Annotated in this window: 18 protein-coding genes; all 18 read left to right on the forward strand. The window is 42.2% G+C overall.

Annotation, left to right across the window (positions count from 1 at the left end):
• Positions 1-12 precede the first annotated feature (12 nt).
• The 18 genes from lepA (at position 13) to era (ending at position 16,524) form a co-directional block, all read left to right on the forward strand.
• Positions 13-1,836 carry a translation elongation factor 4 gene (gene lepA / locus MHH58_RS05845; RefSeq protein WP_341345316.1) on the forward strand — a complete coding sequence of 608 codons (1,824 nt, stop codon included), beginning with the start codon at positions 13-15 and terminating at the stop codon, positions 1,834-1,836.
• A gap of 54 nt (positions 1,837-1,890) precedes the next feature.
• Positions 1,891-3,003 (forward strand): radical SAM family heme chaperone HemW, encoded by a 1,113-nt coding sequence (gene hemW / locus MHH58_RS05850; RefSeq protein ID WP_341345317.1) that lies wholly within the window; start codon positions 1,891-1,893, stop codon positions 3,001-3,003.
• Between the two features lie 93 nt (positions 3,004-3,096).
• Positions 3,097-4,065, forward strand: coding sequence for a heat-inducible transcriptional repressor HrcA (hrcA, locus tag MHH58_RS05855; protein WP_341345318.1), 969 nt, complete (start codon positions 3,097-3,099; stop codon positions 4,063-4,065).
• 3 nt (positions 4,066-4,068) lie between these two features.
• On the forward strand, positions 4,069-4,680 hold the full coding sequence (grpE, locus tag MHH58_RS05860; RefSeq protein WP_341345319.1) for a nucleotide exchange factor GrpE: 612 nt from the start codon (positions 4,069-4,071) through the stop codon (positions 4,678-4,680).
• Positions 4,681-4,707: 27 nt separating this feature from the next.
• Entirely contained in the window at positions 4,708-6,546 is a 1,839-nt protein-coding gene (gene dnaK, locus MHH58_RS05865) for a molecular chaperone DnaK (RefSeq protein WP_341345320.1), read from the forward strand.
• 84 nt (positions 6,547-6,630) lie between these two features.
• A complete protein-coding gene (gene dnaJ, locus MHH58_RS05870) occupies positions 6,631-7,755 on the forward strand; it encodes a molecular chaperone DnaJ (RefSeq protein WP_341345321.1) in 1,125 nt (374 codons plus the stop codon).
• Positions 7,756-7,758: 3 nt separating this feature from the next.
• The gene (gene prmA, locus MHH58_RS05875) at positions 7,759-8,694 is read left to right on the forward strand and encodes a 50S ribosomal protein L11 methyltransferase (protein WP_341345322.1); all 936 of its coding nucleotides are present in this window, start codon (positions 7,759-7,761) and stop codon (positions 8,692-8,694) included.
• On the forward strand, positions 8,694-9,410 hold the full coding sequence (locus tag MHH58_RS05880) for an RsmE family RNA methyltransferase (protein ID WP_341345323.1): 717 nt from the start codon (positions 8,694-8,696) through the stop codon (positions 9,408-9,410). The genes prmA and MHH58_RS05880 overlap by 1 nt, the downstream gene beginning before the upstream one ends.
• Positions 9,411-9,456: 46 nt before the next feature.
• Entirely contained in the window at positions 9,457-10,128 is a 672-nt protein-coding gene (gene deoC, locus MHH58_RS05885) for a deoxyribose-phosphate aldolase (RefSeq protein ID WP_209307405.1), read from the forward strand.
• A 101-nt stretch (positions 10,129-10,229) separates the two neighbouring features.
• The gene (gene rpsU, locus MHH58_RS05890) at positions 10,230-10,406 is read left to right on the forward strand and encodes a 30S ribosomal protein S21 (RefSeq protein WP_026858185.1); all 177 of its coding nucleotides are present in this window, start codon (positions 10,230-10,232) and stop codon (positions 10,404-10,406) included.
• A 125-nt stretch (positions 10,407-10,531) separates the two neighbouring features.
• Positions 10,532-11,215, forward strand: a complete 684-nt coding sequence (locus MHH58_RS05895) for an NfeD family protein (protein ID WP_341345324.1) — start codon at positions 10,532-10,534, stop codon at positions 11,213-11,215.
• 18 nt (positions 11,216-11,233) lie between these two features.
• Positions 11,234-12,241 (forward strand): flotillin-like protein FloA, encoded by a 1,008-nt coding sequence (gene floA / locus MHH58_RS05900; RefSeq protein WP_115884407.1) that lies wholly within the window; start codon positions 11,234-11,236, stop codon positions 12,239-12,241.
• A gap of 13 nt (positions 12,242-12,254) precedes the next feature.
• Complete coding sequence (locus tag MHH58_RS05905; protein WP_135096667.1) at positions 12,255-12,968, forward strand: hypothetical protein; 714 nt, start codon at positions 12,255-12,257, stop codon at positions 12,966-12,968.
• 476 nt (positions 12,969-13,444) lie between these two features.
• Positions 13,445-14,398: a PhoH family protein gene (locus MHH58_RS05910; RefSeq protein ID WP_135096669.1), complete on the forward strand. Its 954-nt coding sequence runs from the start codon at positions 13,445-13,447 to the stop codon at positions 14,396-14,398.
• Complete coding sequence (ybeY, locus tag MHH58_RS05915; protein WP_115884404.1) at positions 14,395-14,856, forward strand: rRNA maturation RNase YbeY; 462 nt, start codon at positions 14,395-14,397, stop codon at positions 14,854-14,856. The genes MHH58_RS05910 and ybeY overlap by 4 nt, the downstream gene beginning before the upstream one ends.
• Positions 14,852-15,193, forward strand: a complete 342-nt coding sequence (locus tag MHH58_RS05920) for a diacylglycerol kinase family protein (RefSeq protein ID WP_135096671.1) — start codon at positions 14,852-14,854, stop codon at positions 15,191-15,193. Before ybeY ends, MHH58_RS05920 begins: the two co-directional genes overlap by 5 nt.
• 15 nt (positions 15,194-15,208) lie before the next feature.
• On the forward strand, positions 15,209-15,616 hold the full coding sequence (gene cdd / locus MHH58_RS05925; protein ID WP_341345325.1) for a cytidine deaminase: 408 nt from the start codon (positions 15,209-15,211) through the stop codon (positions 15,614-15,616).
• Positions 15,616-16,524 carry a GTPase Era gene (gene era / locus MHH58_RS05930; protein ID WP_135096675.1) on the forward strand — a complete coding sequence of 303 codons (909 nt, stop codon included), beginning with the start codon at positions 15,616-15,618 and terminating at the stop codon, positions 16,522-16,524. The genes cdd and era overlap by 1 nt, the downstream gene beginning before the upstream one ends.
• The last annotated feature ends 10 nt before the right edge of the window (positions 16,525-16,534 follow it).

Here is a 16,534-nt window from a genome sequence, read left to right on the forward strand (position 1 = left end):
GTTGGATTTTAAATGAACAATATGGAACGTTTGAAAAGGCAGGAAAATATAAGGAACTTCTCTATCATTGCTCATATAGATCACGGCAAGTCATCTTTGGCTGATAGGTTACTGGAAAACACGCGCTCGGTAGAAGGCCGCGATATGAAAGCGCAGCTTTTAGATTCGATGGATCTTGAAAGAGAACGCGGTATTACGATAAAGCTGAATGCTGTCCGTTTAAAGTACACAGCTGAAGACGGGGAAGAGTATACCTTCCACCTGATAGACACACCGGGGCACGTCGACTTCACTTATGAAGTATCGCGCTCGCTTGCAGCCTGTGAAGGGGCAATACTAGTTGTCGATGCAGCCCAGGGTATTGAAGCTCAGACGCTGGCAAACGTTTACCTTGCCCTGGACAATGATTTGGAATTGATTCCGGTCGTTAATAAAATCGATTTGCCTGCTGCAGATCCGGACAGAGTCGCAGCAGAAATAGAAGATGTAGTAGGACTTCCCGCGGAAGATTCAATTTATGCTTCTGCAAAAGCAAATATCGGTATTGAAGAAATTCTTGAACGTATAGTAAAAGACGTTCCGGCACCCGACGGCGATCCGGAAGCACCTCTGAAAGCTTTGATTTTTGACTCTGTCTTTGATCCCTACCGCGGTGTTATTTCGTCAATAAGAATTGTTGACGGCACTGTTAAGGCGGGCGACAAAATCCGCATGATGTCTTCCGGCAAAGAATTCGAAGTAAACGAAGTCGGCATCAACACGCCGAAACAGCTCTCGGTGGATGAACTGACAGTCGGAGATGTAGGCTACATATCTGCATCGATAAAAAAAGTTGGAGATTCAATGGTCGGAGATACAATTACCGGAGCGGAAAATCCGGCGTCAGAACCGCTGCAGGGTTATAAGAAAATGAATCCGATGGTTTTCTGCGGAATGTATCCGATCGACTCTTCAAAATATAACGATTTGCGCGAAGCACTTGAAAAGCTTGAACTGAATGACTCTTCGCTGCAGTATGAACCGGAGACATCCCAGGCACTAGGCTTCGGTTTCCGTACAGGTTTCCTCGGACTGCTTCATATGGAAATTGTCCAGGAGCGTATCGAAAGAGAATTCGGTATTGATCTGATTGCGACAGCACCTTCCGTGATATACAGCGTCGAGTTAACCGACGGCACAACGGTCAGTGTTGACAACCCGGCGCAGATGCCGGATCCGCAAAAGACTGAACGCATCCAGGAACCTTACGTTAAAGCGCAGATTATGGTGCCGAACGATTACGTCGGTGCTGTTATGGAATTGTGCCAGAAAAAACGCGGCAACTTTTTAACAATGGATTACCTCGATGATGTGCGTGTGAATATCATCTATGAAATTCCTTTATCGGAAATTGTCTTCGATTTCTTCGATCAGCTTAAATCTCACACAAAAGGTTACGCATCCTTAGATTACGACTTTATCGGCTACAAGGAATCGAAACTGGTGAAGATGGATATTCTCTTGAACGCAGAAAAAGTGGATGCACTGAGCTTTATCGTGCACAGGGATTTTGCTTATGAGCGCGGCAAAGCAATCGTTGAAAAACTGAAAAATATCATCCCGAGACAGCAGTTCGAAGTACCTATTCAGGCAGCAATCGGACAAAAAATTGTGTCGAGAACAAACATTAAATCGATGGGTAAAAACGTACTGTCGAAATGTTACGGCGGAGATATATCGCGTAAGAAGAAATTATTAGAGAAACAAAAAGAAGGTAAGAAGAAGATGAAAGCGGTAGGGAACGTTGAAATACCGCAGGAAGCTTTCCTCGCCGTCTTAAAAATGGATGAAGATTAACAACACCAAGAGGAGAAATCATTTGATTTCTCCTCTAATTTTAGGAGGAATTTAATGGATAGTATGTATGTCCATATCCCATTCTGCAACCGAATCTGCACTTATTGCGACTTCAATAAGGTGCTGATTAAAAACCAGCCGGTAGATGAATATATTACGGCACTCATCACTGAGCTCGGTTCTTACGAGAAACAGACGCTTAAAACGATATACGTCGGCGGCGGGACACCGACTGCGCTGACTGTCAGCCAGCTTGACCGTCTCTTAAAATTTATGACTGAACATTTTACTGTAACGGATGAATTTACTTTTGAGGCGAATCCCGACGAACTGACATCAGAAAAACTCGATGTCCTGCATAACTACGGAGTGAACCGGGTAAGCTTAGGCGTGCAGACATTTAATAACGATCTCTTAAAAGTTCTCGGCAGGACTCATAATTTCGATGATATCTTTAACAGTATTAATCACTTGGAGAAAATCGGTCTGACAAATTACTCGCTCGATCTGATGTATAATCTCCCGGGAGAAACGTTTGATGATATAGATATGAGTCTGAAATATATCAGCGAGCTGAAGCCGAAACATATTTCATGGTACTCGCTGATTATCGAGCCCCATACTGTTTTCTACAACAAGATTAACCAGGGAAAGATGAGTATTGCAGGAAGTCTTGAAGAAGGTGAGAAGTACGATAAAGTCATCGGAGGTCTTGATGCACTCGGCTATCCTCAGTATGAAATATCGAACTTTTCAAAGAATGAATTCGAGTCGATGCATAATAAAACTTACTGGCTGAACGAGCCCTATATCGGTGCCGGCGCCGGCAGTCACGGCTACACAGGGGAATCCAGATACTACAATATAAAACCGGTGAATCATTATATTAATAATATGAACGAGCACGGTTCTGTCATTAAAGAACAGTTAAAACTGACTCAAAATGATAAGTTTGAAGAGGAAATGTTTTTGGGACTGCGTTTGAACAAGGGTGTCTCGGAAGCCCGCTTTAAAGAAAAATACGGCCTCCCGGTCGATGCGGTATACGGCAAAGTACTTGAGAATCTATTAGAACGCAAACTGCTGGACAGACGAAGCGGTTATATATCCTTAACCGAAGCGGGACGTATGATTGGCAACGATGTTTTCGCAGAATTTTTACTGTAAAAAAGAAAGCGGGTTTAATTGTTGACATTCTTTGACCTATTTGATAAATTAGAATTAGCACTTGGGACGAAAGAGTGCTAAAGAGGTGATTCTTTGCTGACAGAAAGGCAGGAAATCATACTTACATTTATCGTAGATGATTTCTTAAATGTAATGACACCTATCAGTTCTAAATATTTACTGGACAAATATAATTTCGATGTTTCAAGCGCGACGATCAGAAATGAAATGGCTGCACTTGAAAAAGAAGGCTTTTTAATTAAGACGCATACGTCATCCGGACGTGTGCCGTCGAGAAAAGCACTGAAATTCTACATCGAAGAACTTAAACTGAATATTGAACAATCACCGGCAAAGTCCTTTGAGCTTTTTTCTGACACGGACAATCTGGAGAATTTAACCGATGAACTTGCACTGACAATCAGCGACAGGACGAAGTATTTAACTCAGGTGTCGCTCACAGCAGATAATGAAACTGTTAAAGGGCTTTATATAACACCGCTCACCGATACTGCAAGCATTGCCATTATCGTTTTAAACAGCGGAACCGTCAGGCAGATGCCTGTTAAAACGAGCCGTGATGTAACGATAGATGATTTCCAGAAACTGAGCAATATTTTTAACGAGCTGCTGCTCGATAAAAATCTCGGCGACACCCGTGTCATCTTAAAGAACAATCCTCACGTCCCGCCGGGTATAAAAGATCTGTACGACCAGGTGACTGCACAGATTATGGCATCAGTTGAAGTGCAGAAACGAACGATTGGTCATGCGGGTTTTAATTATTTACTGCAGGACATGAGAAACGAAGTAGAAACGCTCGAGCATTTATACGGCGATATCGAATCGGAAGCGCTGTATAAATCTGTTGAACAGCTTGCATCAAACGATGTGAATATTTACTTCGGTGATGAACTGGATGAAAGTTATAAATCACTTTCAGTCATTACAACTAATTTTGACCACGCTGGACTGAGTGGTAATTTAATTGTTGTTGGCCCGGAACTGATGGGCTACAAACATGTTATTAAATTACTTCACTCATTTAAAAAAGGAGTGTAGGCATTGACTAACGAAGAAGAAAAAGAAAAAGTTGACGAAACTGCTGAAACTGCTGCTGAAGAAACAAAAAAGCAGGAAGAATCTGAAACAGAGAACACAAAAACAGAGGATACTGCAAAAGAAACATCAGCAGAAGAAACTTCTGAAGAAAACTCTGAACCATCAGCAGAAGACGAGCTTCTTTCTATGAAAGAGCAGCTTGAAGAAAGCGAGAACAAGTATTTGAAACTCTATGCTGAGTTTGAAAACTTTAAACGCCGCAACCGCCAGGAAACTGAACTGAACAATAAGTACAAAGACCAGAAGTTTGCAGAAGACTTGCTGCCGGTAATCGATAACCTGGAACGTGCGCTCGCTATTAAAGGAACAGATGAAAGTTTCAACGCCCTCCACAAAGGTGTTGAAATGGTGTACAACAATCTTGTTGAAACACTTGAAAAACATGAGATTAAAGCAATTGAAGCCCTCGATCAGCCATTCGATCCGAACTTCCATCAGGCAGTGATGACCGAAGAATCTGATACAGAGAGCGATATTGTGATTGAAGAATTCCAAAAAGGTTATATATTAAAAGACCGTGTCATCAGACCGACAATGGTCAAAGTAAGCGAATAATATTAAATTAATTGGAGGAATATATAAATGAGTAAAGTAATCGGTATAGACTTAGGAACAACTAACTCAGTAGTATCAATTTTAGAAGGCGGAGAACCTAAAGTAATTCAAAATGCTGAAGGTAACCGTACAACGCCTTCTGTAGTATCATTTAAAAACGGTGAGCGCCAGGTCGGCGAAGTAGCTAAACGCCAGGCAATTACAAACCCGAACACGATTATGTCAGTTAAAAGACATATGGGTACAGACCACGTTGAAAAAGTGGAAGATAAAGAGTATACACCGCAGGAAATTTCAGCGATGATTTTACAAAACTTAAAAGAAACTGCTGAAAGCTATTTAGGCGAAAAAGTAACGAAAGCTGTCGTTACAGTTCCGGCATACTTCAATGACTCAGAACGCCAGGCGACAAAAGACGCTGGCCGTATTGCAGGACTTGAAGTGGAACGTATTATTAACGAGCCGACTGCAGCAGCACTTGCATACGGTCTCGATAAACAGGATAAAGAAGAAAACATTTTAGTATTTGACCTTGGCGGCGGTACGTTTGACGTTTCTATTTTGGAACTTGGCGACGGCGTATTCGATGTACTTGCAACTGCAGGTGACAACCGTCTCGGCGGTGACGACTTTGATGATTTAGTTATCGATTTCCTGGTCGACACTTTCAAAGCTGAAAACGGCATTGACTTATCCAAAGACAAAATGGCAATGCAGCGTCTGAAAGATGCAGCTGAAAAAGCTAAAAAAGATTTATCAGGTGTATCATCTACACAAATCTCATTACCATTCATCTCAGCGGGTGAAGCAGGACCATTGCACCTTGAAACTACTCTGTCACGTGCGAAGTTCGAAGAACTGACTCACGGACTTGTTGAAAGAACTATGGGACCTGTACGCCAGGCGCTTAAAGATGCTGGTGTCAGCAAATCTGACATTGATGAAATTATTTTAGTCGGCGGTTCAACTCGTATTCCTGCAGTTCAGGATGCAATTACGAAAGAACTGAGCAAAGAACCTAACCGCAGTGTGAACCCTGACGAAGTAGTAGCGATGGGTGCAGCAGTTCAGGGCGGTGTGCTTACTGGAGATGTTCAGGACGTAGTTCTTCTAGACGTTACACCATTATCACTAGGTATTGAAACGATGGGGAATGTATCTACAGTTCTTATCGAAAGAAATACGACAATTCCTACAAGCAAGTCACAAGTGTTCTCTACGGCAGCTGATAACCAGCCGGCAGTAGACATTCACGTTGTACAAGGTGAAAGACCGATGGCAAGCGACAACAAAACTTTAGGACGCTTCCAATTAACAGATCTTCCGCCAGCACCAAAAGGTGTACCGCAAATCGAAGTTACTTTTGACATCGACAAAAACGGTATTGTAAACGTTACTGCTACTGATAAAGGTACAGGCAAAGAACAGAAGATTACTATCGAATCAAGCTCTAACCTGACTGATGATGATATCGACAGAATGGTTAAGGAAGCTGAAGAAAATGCCGATGCTGACAAAGCGAAAAAAGAAGAAGCTGAGCTCCGTAACGAAGCTGACCAGTTAATCTTCTCTGCTGACAAAGCTGTCGAAGATCTCGGCGACAAAGTTGAAGCATCAGAAAAAGAACAAATCGACAGTGCTAAAGAAGAACTGAAAACAGCTCTTGAAGGTACTGACTTAGATGAAATCAAAGCGAAAAAAGAAGCGCTTGAGCAGGCAGTTCAAGGAGTTACAACTAAACTTTATGAACAAATGGCCGAAGAGCAGCAAGGCGCAGCGGATGCAGGTGCAGAAGCAGATAATGCTGATGACGATGTAATCGATGCGGATTATAAAGAAGTAGATGACGAAGAAGATAAAAAATAAAATCTTCAACACTTAAGTCAAAGCCAAACGCATTGGCTTTGACTTTTTTAAATGGTATTATATTGACTGTTGGAGGGAAAAATTGTGGCTAAAAGAGACTTTTATGAAATACTCGGTTTAGATAAAAACGCAACACAAGATGAAATAAAGAAAGCATATCGTAAATTATCAAAGAAATATCACCCGGACATGAAAGACGGGTCTGATGAAAAATTTAAAGAAGTAGCTGAAGCGTATGAAGTGCTGTCTGACGACAATAAGCGTGCGCAGTACGACCGTTTCGGACATGAGGGTATGAATTCCCAGGGCGGCTTCGGCGGCGGTGGAGGATTTGGCGGTGCCGGCGGCTTTGGCGGTTTTGAAGATATCTTCAGTTCGTTTTTCGGCGGCGGCGGCCAGAGAGATCCGAATGCTCCTAGAAAAGGTGACGATCTCCAGTATACGATGACGGTTACTTTTGATGAGGCTGTCTTCGGCGCGACTAAAACAGTCACGATTAAAAAAGATGTAGTCTGCGACGTCTGTGACGGTGAAGGTACTAAACCCGGCACGTCAAAATCTACATGTAAAACATGTTCAGGTGCAGGTAACGTCTCAGTAGAACAAAATACACCATTCGGCCGTGTACAGACACAGCGCACATGTCCTACATGCGGAGGCACAGGCCAGGAAATCGAACACCCGTGTGATAAGTGTAAAGGTCACGGCACAGTTCAGAAAAATGTTGATATCGAAGTGAAAGTGCCTGAAGGTATTGACAACGGCCAGCAGATACGTCTGTCGGGTCAAGGTGAACCTGGTATTAACGGCGGACCTGCAGGAGATCTGTATATCGTATTCAGAGTTAAGCAGGATGCTAAATTTACTCGTGACGGCGATGATATCCATTATGAGCTTAAAATTTCATTCGCCCAGGCCGCTCTCGGTGATGAATTGAAAGTTCCGACAATCAATTCGTCAGTCATGCTGACCATACCTGCCGGCACGCAGTCCGGAAGACGCTTCAGACTGAAAGAAAAAGGTGTGAAAAACGTCCAGGGCTTCGGCTACGGCGACCAGTATGTAACAGTGACTGTTGTTACGCCTACACGACTGTCTGAACAGGAACGGGAAGTATTTAAGAAACTTGCAGATATAAACGGTGAGAATATCAGCGAGCAGCAAGAAAATATTTTTGATAAAACAAAACGATTCTTTAAAGGTGAGTAAACTATGAAATGGCATGAAGTCAGTATCAGCACTAAAGAAGAGAACGAAGAACAGTTTTCAATATTCTTAAATACAATCGCAAAAGGTGTTTCAATCGAACATTCCGTTGATATATTAAAAGCTAAAACTGAGGATTTTGATGAGAAATTCCGGCTGAATCCGAAAGACTATCCGGACAGCGACATACGTATACTCGTTTATTTTGATGAAACATATAATATCGATGAGCAGCTGGATAAAATCAAAAAATTTATCGAGGAAACTCCTTTAGCAGAAAAAGAAGAAATTGAAATTAATACCGGCATCATAGATGAGATGGACTGGGAAAATGAGTGGAAGAAATATTTTCATAATTTCAAAGTCGGCAGAAACTTCTTAATCGTTCCTTCATGGGAGTATGCTGATGTTGAAATTGCCGACAGCGATAAAGTGATTAAAATTGATCCCGGCATGGCATTCGGAACTGGCGATCATGCCACGACGAGCATGTGTCTGACTTTTCTTGAAGATGTAATAAATCCAGCGGACAAAGTAATCGATGTCGGTACGGGTTCCGGGATTTTATCAATCGGTGCTTATTTGCTCGGTGCAAGAAATATTAAAGCGACCGATATAGATGAATTGTCACTGCAGGTTTCAAAAGAGAACTTTGCTTTAAATGACTGCGGTGAAGACATTGCGGTCATGCCTGCCGATTTGTTAAAAGATGAAACCGAAAATTATGATGTTATCGTAGCAAATATTCTTGCTCATATTATAGATGATATGATTGATGATGCTTACAAACTGCTGAATAATAACGGACGTTTTCTCGCGTCTGGCATTATCGTTGAAAAACGAGATGATATTATCGCGCATATGAAACAGGCAGGTTTCTCAATTACTGATGTTCTTGAAGAAGAAGGCTGGGTCGCAATATCGGCTCTGAAGGTGGCATAATGCAGCGGTATTTTATCAAAGGAACAGTCTCGCTTAATGAAACGTTTGTTATGGACGATGAGCATGTGCATCATATTAGAAATGTAATGCGCGCCAAGGCCGGAGATAAGTTTAATGTAGTCGACGGGGAGGGCAATGCTTATCTCGTTCGGCTGACTGATCTTGAACCGGTATCATATGAAGCGATAGAAAAAATAGAGAGTGAAGTTGAGCTTCCGGTAGATATTACACTGTATTCACCCTTCTTAAAGGGAGACAAGATGGATCTTGTGATTCAGAAGTCGACCGAGCTCGGGGTTCATGACTTTATCTTGTATAAAGCTGAACGCAGCGTCGTTAAACTGGATGCTAAAAAAGAAAAGAGCAGGCTTTTGCGCTATGAAAAGATTGCGAGAGAAGCTTCCGAACAAAGCAGACGCACTAAAATACCGAGCATTTCATTTGCCGGAGCACTGAAAACTATTGATTTCACGCAATATGATCTTGTTTTATTTGCTTATGAGGATAACAATCTTACCGGCAGTTCAATAAAAGATATTCTCGCGCGCACCAGTGTAAAGACGATTGCTGTTGTTTTTGGGCCCGAAGGCGGTTTTACCGAAACAGAAGCTGATATTTTTAAAACTTATGAGAATATCGCACTCGGACGCAGAATTTTAAGAGCGGAAACAGCGCCGCTCTATGCACTTTCTGTAATTGGAAGCTACTATGAATAACTCGTTTGTGGTATCATTACGAGGAATATAAATTATTGGGAGTGTCATTAAAATGAACGCAGCAAAGTATATCGACCATACATTATTAAAACCGGAAGTTACTGATAAAGAGATTTCAGTACTGTGTGACGAGGCGCATGAACATGGTTTCTTCAGCGTCTGCATCCAGCCGTCTTGGGTTAAAACTGCCGCAGAAAAGCTTGCTGAGAGCGAAGTTAAAGTATGCACAGTAATCGGTTTTCCTCACGGTGCAACTACATCAGAAGTTAAAGCATTTGAAACTAAAGATGCTATTTCAAACGGTGCAGATGAAGTGGATATGGTAATTAATATCGGCCAGCTTAAAGCAGGCAATCTCGATTACGTAAAAGAAGACATTAAAAGCGTCGTAGATGCTGCTAATAAAGAAGCGCTTGTTAAAGTTATTATTGAATCGTCACTGCTTACAGAAGATGAGGTTGTGACTGCTTCAAGATTAGCACAAGAAGCAGGTGCGGATTTCGTTAAAACATCTACCGGCTTTAATGGCGGCGGAGCCAGTGTGGAAGCTGTTGCGCTTATGCGCCTGACAGTAGGCGAAGACATGGGCGTTAAAGCAAGCGGCGGCGTACGCTCTTATGAGGATGCCAAAAAGATGATTGAAGTCGGAGCTACAAGAATCGGCGCTTCAAGCGGAATCGCAATTGTTAATGGAGAAGTTTCAGAGAGCGATTATTAAATTACAGTTGACTGAAACAAATGTAGTATATTATAATATTAAAGTACATAGTATAGTCTATGTGAATTAGCCTTTTGCATTATCGGAGGGAGGGAAAACAAATGTCAAAAACAGTTGTTAAGCAAAACGAACCAATTGAAGATGCTCTTCGTCGTTTCAAACGTACAGTATCTAAAAACGGTACGATTCAAGAAGCACGTAAAAGAGAGTTTTACGAAAAACCAAGCGTAAAACGCAAGAAGAAATCTGAAGCTGCGCGTAAGCGTAAGTTCAAGTAATATCACTCTTCCCTCTGATAAGTGATATATTATAAAAACAGCGTACATTTTGTACGCTGTTTTTTTGTATCTCCATTTCTCATTTACCCGCAGTTAATGTATAATCGGAATCAGGAGGGATGTACATGGGCGGTTCGTATTTATATATGATTAAAGACTCAATTCAATTTTATATAGATGTTGTAACTTCACCCGTTGTTGCATTTCTATTATTATCAATATTCTTCCTTGGTGTGGTCTATCAGCTCTTCTCGCAGAGAGTGAATATTATCGGCATTCTTGCTGTTCTGTCGATATTTATCTTTTTCTCGGGTCACCTTCTTACTGGCGGCGGCAATATGCTGACATTAATCCTGATTCTGCTCAGCGGTTTTCTTATTCTAATTGAATTTTTTGTTATTGGAACACTGCTCGGGCTTATCGGAATTATCGTATTTGGAGTAAGTATATTAACAGTCAGCGGCAATGCAGTTCTATACAGTATTTTCTTAGCCGTAATTTTAATTATGGTGATAATAGAGTGGGTGATATTTGTGAAACATAAGAAACGTAAAATTCCTTTCCTGAATCGTTTGATTTTAAATGATGCAACGGACAAGGAATCGGGATATACATCATTTGATGACCGCTCGCATTTAGTCGGTGAAATCGCGGTGACACATACGGTTTTAAGACCCTCCGGGACAATCCGTCTCGGTGATGAAAGAATCGATGCTGTTGCCGAAGGATCGTATATTCCGAGTGATGTAAAGGTTAAAATTATTTTTGTGGAAGGTACGAGAATTGTTGTCAGACCAACGGAAGATTAAAAACAAGGAGAGTGGAGAATGAATTTAGCATTTATTACAGGCGGTGCACTCGTAACATTACTGATTTTCGTAGTAATTATTATCGTTGCTGCATTTATCCTGTCATTTGTTCCAATCGGTTTATGGATTTCAGCAGTTGCTGCAGGTGTTAAAGTAGGAATCTTTACATTGGTGGGTATGCGTTTAAGACGTGTTAAGCCTAAACGTGTTATCGAGCCGATGATTAAAGCGCACAAAGCGGGTATTCAGCTGTCGACGAACCAGCTTGAATCTCACTTTTTAGCCGGTGGTAACGTCGACCGCGTTGTCGATGCCTTAATCGCTGCTCAGCGTGCGGATATTAACTTAACATTTGAACGCTGTGCTGCAATCGACCTTGCAGGCCGTGACGTGCTTGAAGCAGTACAGATGAGTGTAAACCCGAAAGTTATCGAAACACCATTCATCGCAGGTGTTGCTGTTGATGGTATCGAAGTTAAAGCTAAGGCAAGAATTACAGTGAGAGCAAACATCGAACGCCTTGTCGGTGGTGCCGGTGAAGAAACGATCATCGCCCGGGTCGGTGAAGGGGTAATCTCAACTATCGGTTCTTCCAACAAGCACGCGGAAGTGCTGGAAAATCCGGAACGTATTTCACAAACTGTTTTATCGAAAGGTTTAGATGCAGGTACTGCATTTGAAATTCTTTCAATCGATATTGCAGATGTGGATATCGGTAAAAACATTGGTGCGGATCTTCAGACTGAACAGGCTGTTGCAGATAAAAATATTGCACAAGCTAAAGCGGAAGAACGCCGTGCAATGGCTGTAGCGCAGGAACAGGAAATGAAAGCCCGCGTACAGGAAATGAGAGCGAAAGTAGTAGAAGCAGAATCCAGAGTACCTCTTGCATTTGCTAAAGCATTAGAAGACGGAAATATTTCAGCAACTGATTATTACGATCTGAAGAATGTTGAAGCAGATACCAGCATGAGAGATTCAATAAATAAAATGACAAACCCTACACAATTTAACGAAGAAGAATAGGGTGTGATATAGTATGGAACTTATTCCACTACTAATTATCGTCCTCGGTATAGTCTCTTCAATCATCGGCAGTAAAAACAACAAAGACAAAGAAGGCGACCGCAATATTGATACTTCTAAACTGGATAGAAGACAAAACACTGCGCCGCGCAGCAGGCAGCCTGACCGTGAGACGACAACAAATGAACAAAAAGGATTCTTCCAGACGCTGCAAGAGGCATTTGATGAAGAATTCAACAACTCGGAACAACAGACACGCACAGAATCTAAACCCTCGCCGAGAGAACCGTCCAGAAGCCGCGAAACGGCTCCAAACAGTCGTCCGGAAAGACAGGCTTCAGAACGGCCGGTGCGAGAAACAATTCAGACCGCGCGCGAACGCGCGAATTCATCGCAGAATATTTCTGACATTGAAAAACGTATTACAGACCGTTCGAAGCATGCAAAACGTGCTTCGGAAGCAAAAGAAAGTGTGTATACTAAAGGTTACGACAAGCGTGCTGAAAAAACAGCAGGCCTCGGACGTGATATTGCAGATGAAGTACGCTATTCATATGATGATGACGCCACTCAGATGCATAAACGCGGCAGGCAGAGTGCCTCCGATACTTCAATAACATCTGATGATCTATCCTTTGATTCAAAATCATTTGTTAACGGTATTATTATGTCGGAGATTCTCGGAAAACCGAAATCTAAACAGAAAACGAACAAGAAGCTTGGCTGATGATTATAAACACAGCGCTGACCGGATGGGGATTCCCCGTCCGGTTTTTAATTTTTACAGCTGATTTTCTTGGCGGCAGGAACTGTTTTGTATTTTGAGACTGCGGGTTGGCATGATTGGGTGTCATGCGTATCCGGGCGCTCTGGGATTGGTATGACAGGTTTTCATGTGTATCCGGGATCTTTGGGGTTGGCATGATAGAGTTTCATATGTATCCAAGCGCTCTGGGGTTGGCATGACAGAGTTTCATGTGTATCCCAGCGCTCTGGGGTTGATATGACAGGATTTCATATGTACCCGGGCTCTTTTGGGTTAGTATGACAGGATTTCATGTGTGTCCAAGCGCTCTAGGATTGGCATGACAGAGTTTCATATGTATCCCAGCTCCCGTCACTCATATGTGTCTGAAATAATTGCAGTCCGCTATTGATAGTGGTAAATTTAAATAGACAAGTTTATTATAAAGGGGTTTGTAAATGCCTAATATTATTAATATAGACAGCCTTGACGAAGCTCAGGCTTTAATAGGTGCAAATGATGCACACATCACCTACCTGGAGGAGGAATTCGATGTTAAAATTCATACGCTCGGCAATGAAATTACTGTCAGCGGCGATGATGAAGAGAATGTCGAACTCGCTGAAGATGTGCTGCTTCATTTATTAAAAATAATCCAGCGGGGTATGTCGATTTCTTTAAGAGATGTACAGTCTGCTGCGATGATGGCGAAGAATGATACCATCGAATATTTACAAGATCTTTATAACGAGGAAATTGCTAAAGATGTTAAAGGTAAAAGCATTAAAGCTAAAACAACAGGACAGCGCCAGTATGTCGACAGTATAAGAAAGCATGACTTAACTTTCGGTATCGGGCCCGCAGGTACAGGGAAAACTTTTTTAGCTGTTGTAATCGCCTGTCAGATGCTTCGTGAAAACCAGGTTAAGCGCATCGTGCTGACGCGTCCTGCAGTAGAAGCAGGCGAGAATCTCGGGTTTCTGCCGGGTGATTTAAAAGAAAAAGTGGATCCTTATCTGAGACCGCTGTACGATGGTCTTCACGCAGTTCTCGGTGTCGAAACGACTGACCGCTTAATTGAGCGCGGCGTAATAGAAGTTGCTCCGCTCGCCTATATGCGTGGACGTACGCTGAATGAAGCTTTTGTTATTCTCGATGAAGCGCAGAACACGACTGAAATGCAGATGAAAATGTTTTTAACCCGTCTCGGTTTCGGCTCGAAGATGATTGTTACCGGCGATGAAACACAGATTGATCTGCCGGGCTCCACGAAAAGCGGGCTGGTTGAATCTGTAAAACGGCTTGAGAATATTAAAGGAATCGCTATTAAACGCATGGATGAAACAGATGTTGTCAGACATCCGCTTGTTTCTAAAATAATTCTTGCGTATGAAAAGGATACACAGCTATGATTAATATAGATTTTATTAACGATGATAATTTTGTCAATGATGCTGAGCTTAAAGAAGTATCGGAATTGTTAACCTTCGCCTACGGCCATCTTGAAGAAGAAGGCGATGCAGAAGTATCTGTTTCTTTCGTTTCAAATGAAGAAATTCAAAATATCAACAGGGATTACCGGGATAAAGACAGCGTAACAGATGTAATTTCTTTTGCTCTTGAGGAAGATGACATGAATATTATTCATGCCGAGGCGCCTCGTACTCTCGGAGATATTGTAATCAGTACAGACCGTGCAAAAGAACAAGCGGAAGATTACGGTCACAGCTATCGCCGTGAACTTCTTTTCCTCGCACTACACGGGTTCCTGCACCTTTTAGGCTACGATCATATGGAGAGCGATGACGAAGCTGTAATGAACGGTAAACAAGAAGAAATACTAAATGCATTCGGTGTGACACGCGATTAATCCGGACCGGTTTAAGCATCCTCTCCAGGGACTTTTTCAGCTGTTTAAAAAGGATAGAAAGTTTTTACTGCATCTGATTTTTGCAGCTGCGGCCATTTGTATTTGTGCTGCAGTCAATATCACTGCAGTGGAATGGCTGTTTATAATAACTGCTGTTTTTTTAGTATTGATTACAGAAACAATAAACAGTGCAATTGAATACACGGTGGATTTAGTTACCGGCGATTACCATATACTTGCCCGCTATGCGAAAGATATTGCAGCAGCGGCAGTGCTGCTTGCAAGTGTATATGCTGTAATCGTCGGTATGGTTATCCTCATACCGTATTTTTATTAATAAGGAGGACGTCAGATGAATGACAGATTATTTAAAGAAGAATGGCTGGCTGAAGTGCAAAAAGCGCAATCGCGGGCATACACACCTTATTCTGAGTTTAACGTAGGTGCTCTTTTGATTACTGAAGATGATGAGTACATTTATGGAGCGAATATTGAAAATGCTGCGTATCCTGCCTCGATCTGTGCAGAACGCACTGCGCTTGTCAGCGCATATGCTAATAATAAGAGAAAGTTCAAAGCGATTGTAATCGTTACAGACGCACCTGAACCTGCGAGCCCTTGCGGTGTCTGCAGGCAGGTAATGAAAGAATTATGCCATGATGAGATGCCGGTTTACTTAACGAGCAAATCCGGTGAAGTAATAAAACGGACGGTAGATGATCTGCTGCCGCTCGGTTTTAGCGGGAAGGATATGGATTAATGGATTTTAACGGTTTTAAATCAGGTTTCGTCAGCATCATTGGACGGCCGAATGTAGGTAAATCTACATTTATGAACAAGGTTCTTGGTCAGAAGGTCGCAATTATGTCGGATAAACCGCAGACAACAAGAAATAAAATACAAGGGGTATATACGAAAGACAATGCCCAGATGATTTTTATCGATACACCGGGGATACACAAGCCGAAACACCAGCTCGGGGAGCATATGATGAAAGTCGCGCGGAATACACTTCGTGAAACAGAAGTTATCCTGTTTATAATTAACGCTGCTGAAGAAATCGGACGCGGCGATGAATTTATTATCGATATGCTTAAAAACACGAAGACACCGATTATCTTAGTGCTAAATAAAATCGATTTAATTCATCCGGATGATTTAATCAAACAGATTGAGGTCTACAAAGACAAGCTGGACTTCAGTGATGTTGTGCCGATTTCAGCGCTGCAGGGCAATAATATTGACCGTCTCTTGTCGGTTATCGAATCGCATCTTCCTGAAGGACCGATGTATTATCCGGAAGACCGGATCACTGACCATCCCGAGCATTTTATCGTGAGCGAACTGATTCGTGAAAAGGCTCTGCATAAGCTGAGCCAGGAACTGCCTCACGCAATTGGGGTTGAAGTGTTGAAAATGAAAGGCGACGATGAAGGCGGCAAAGTAAAAGTCGAAGCGCTCATTTACGTTGAACGCGAGTCGCAAAAAGGAATGGTTATCGGTAAAGGCGGCAAGATGCTGAAAGAAATCGGACGCGAAGCGCGTATGGATATCGAAAATCTGCTCGGCAGCAAAGTGTATCTCGAGCTTTGGGTAAAAGTACAGAAAGATTGGCGCAATAAACCGACCTTTATAAGATCTCTCGGGTATAAAGACGAAGAATATTAAAACTGGGTGA

It is taken from the genome of Jeotgalicoccus sp. FSL K6-3177, from assembly GCF_038050175.1.
Taxonomy (GTDB): domain Bacteria; phylum Bacillota; class Bacilli; order Staphylococcales; family Salinicoccaceae; genus Jeotgalicoccus; species Jeotgalicoccus nanhaiensis.

Coding starts and splice junctions, on each gene's coding strand:
- lepA (WP_341345316.1), top strand. CDS start 13: ATGAACAATATGGAACGTTTGAAAAGGCAGGAAAATATAAGGAACTTC.
- hemW (WP_341345317.1), top strand. CDS start 1,891: ATGGATAGTATGTATGTCCATATCCCATTCTGCAACCGAATCTGCACT.
- dnaK (WP_341345320.1), top strand. CDS start 4,708: ATGAGTAAAGTAATCGGTATAGACTTAGGAACAACTAACTCAGTAGTA.
- prmA (WP_341345322.1), top strand. CDS start 7,759: ATGAAATGGCATGAAGTCAGTATCAGCACTAAAGAAGAGAACGAAGAA.
- MHH58_RS05880 (WP_341345323.1), top strand. CDS start 8,694: ATGCAGCGGTATTTTATCAAAGGAACAGTCTCGCTTAATGAAACGTTT.
- rpsU (WP_026858185.1), top strand. CDS start 10,230: ATGTCAAAAACAGTTGTTAAGCAAAACGAACCAATTGAAGATGCTCTT.
- MHH58_RS05895 (WP_341345324.1), top strand. CDS start 10,532: ATGGGCGGTTCGTATTTATATATGATTAAAGACTCAATTCAATTTTAT.
- floA (WP_115884407.1), top strand. CDS start 11,234: ATGAATTTAGCATTTATTACAGGCGGTGCACTCGTAACATTACTGATT.
- MHH58_RS05905 (WP_135096667.1), top strand. CDS start 12,255: ATGGAACTTATTCCACTACTAATTATCGTCCTCGGTATAGTCTCTTCA.
- MHH58_RS05910 (WP_135096669.1), top strand. CDS start 13,445: ATGCCTAATATTATTAATATAGACAGCCTTGACGAAGCTCAGGCTTTA.
- ybeY (WP_115884404.1), top strand. CDS start 14,395: ATGATTAATATAGATTTTATTAACGATGATAATTTTGTCAATGATGCT.
- cdd (WP_341345325.1), top strand. CDS start 15,209: ATGAATGACAGATTATTTAAAGAAGAATGGCTGGCTGAAGTGCAAAAA.
- era (WP_135096675.1), top strand. CDS start 15,616: ATGGATTTTAACGGTTTTAAATCAGGTTTCGTCAGCATCATTGGACGG.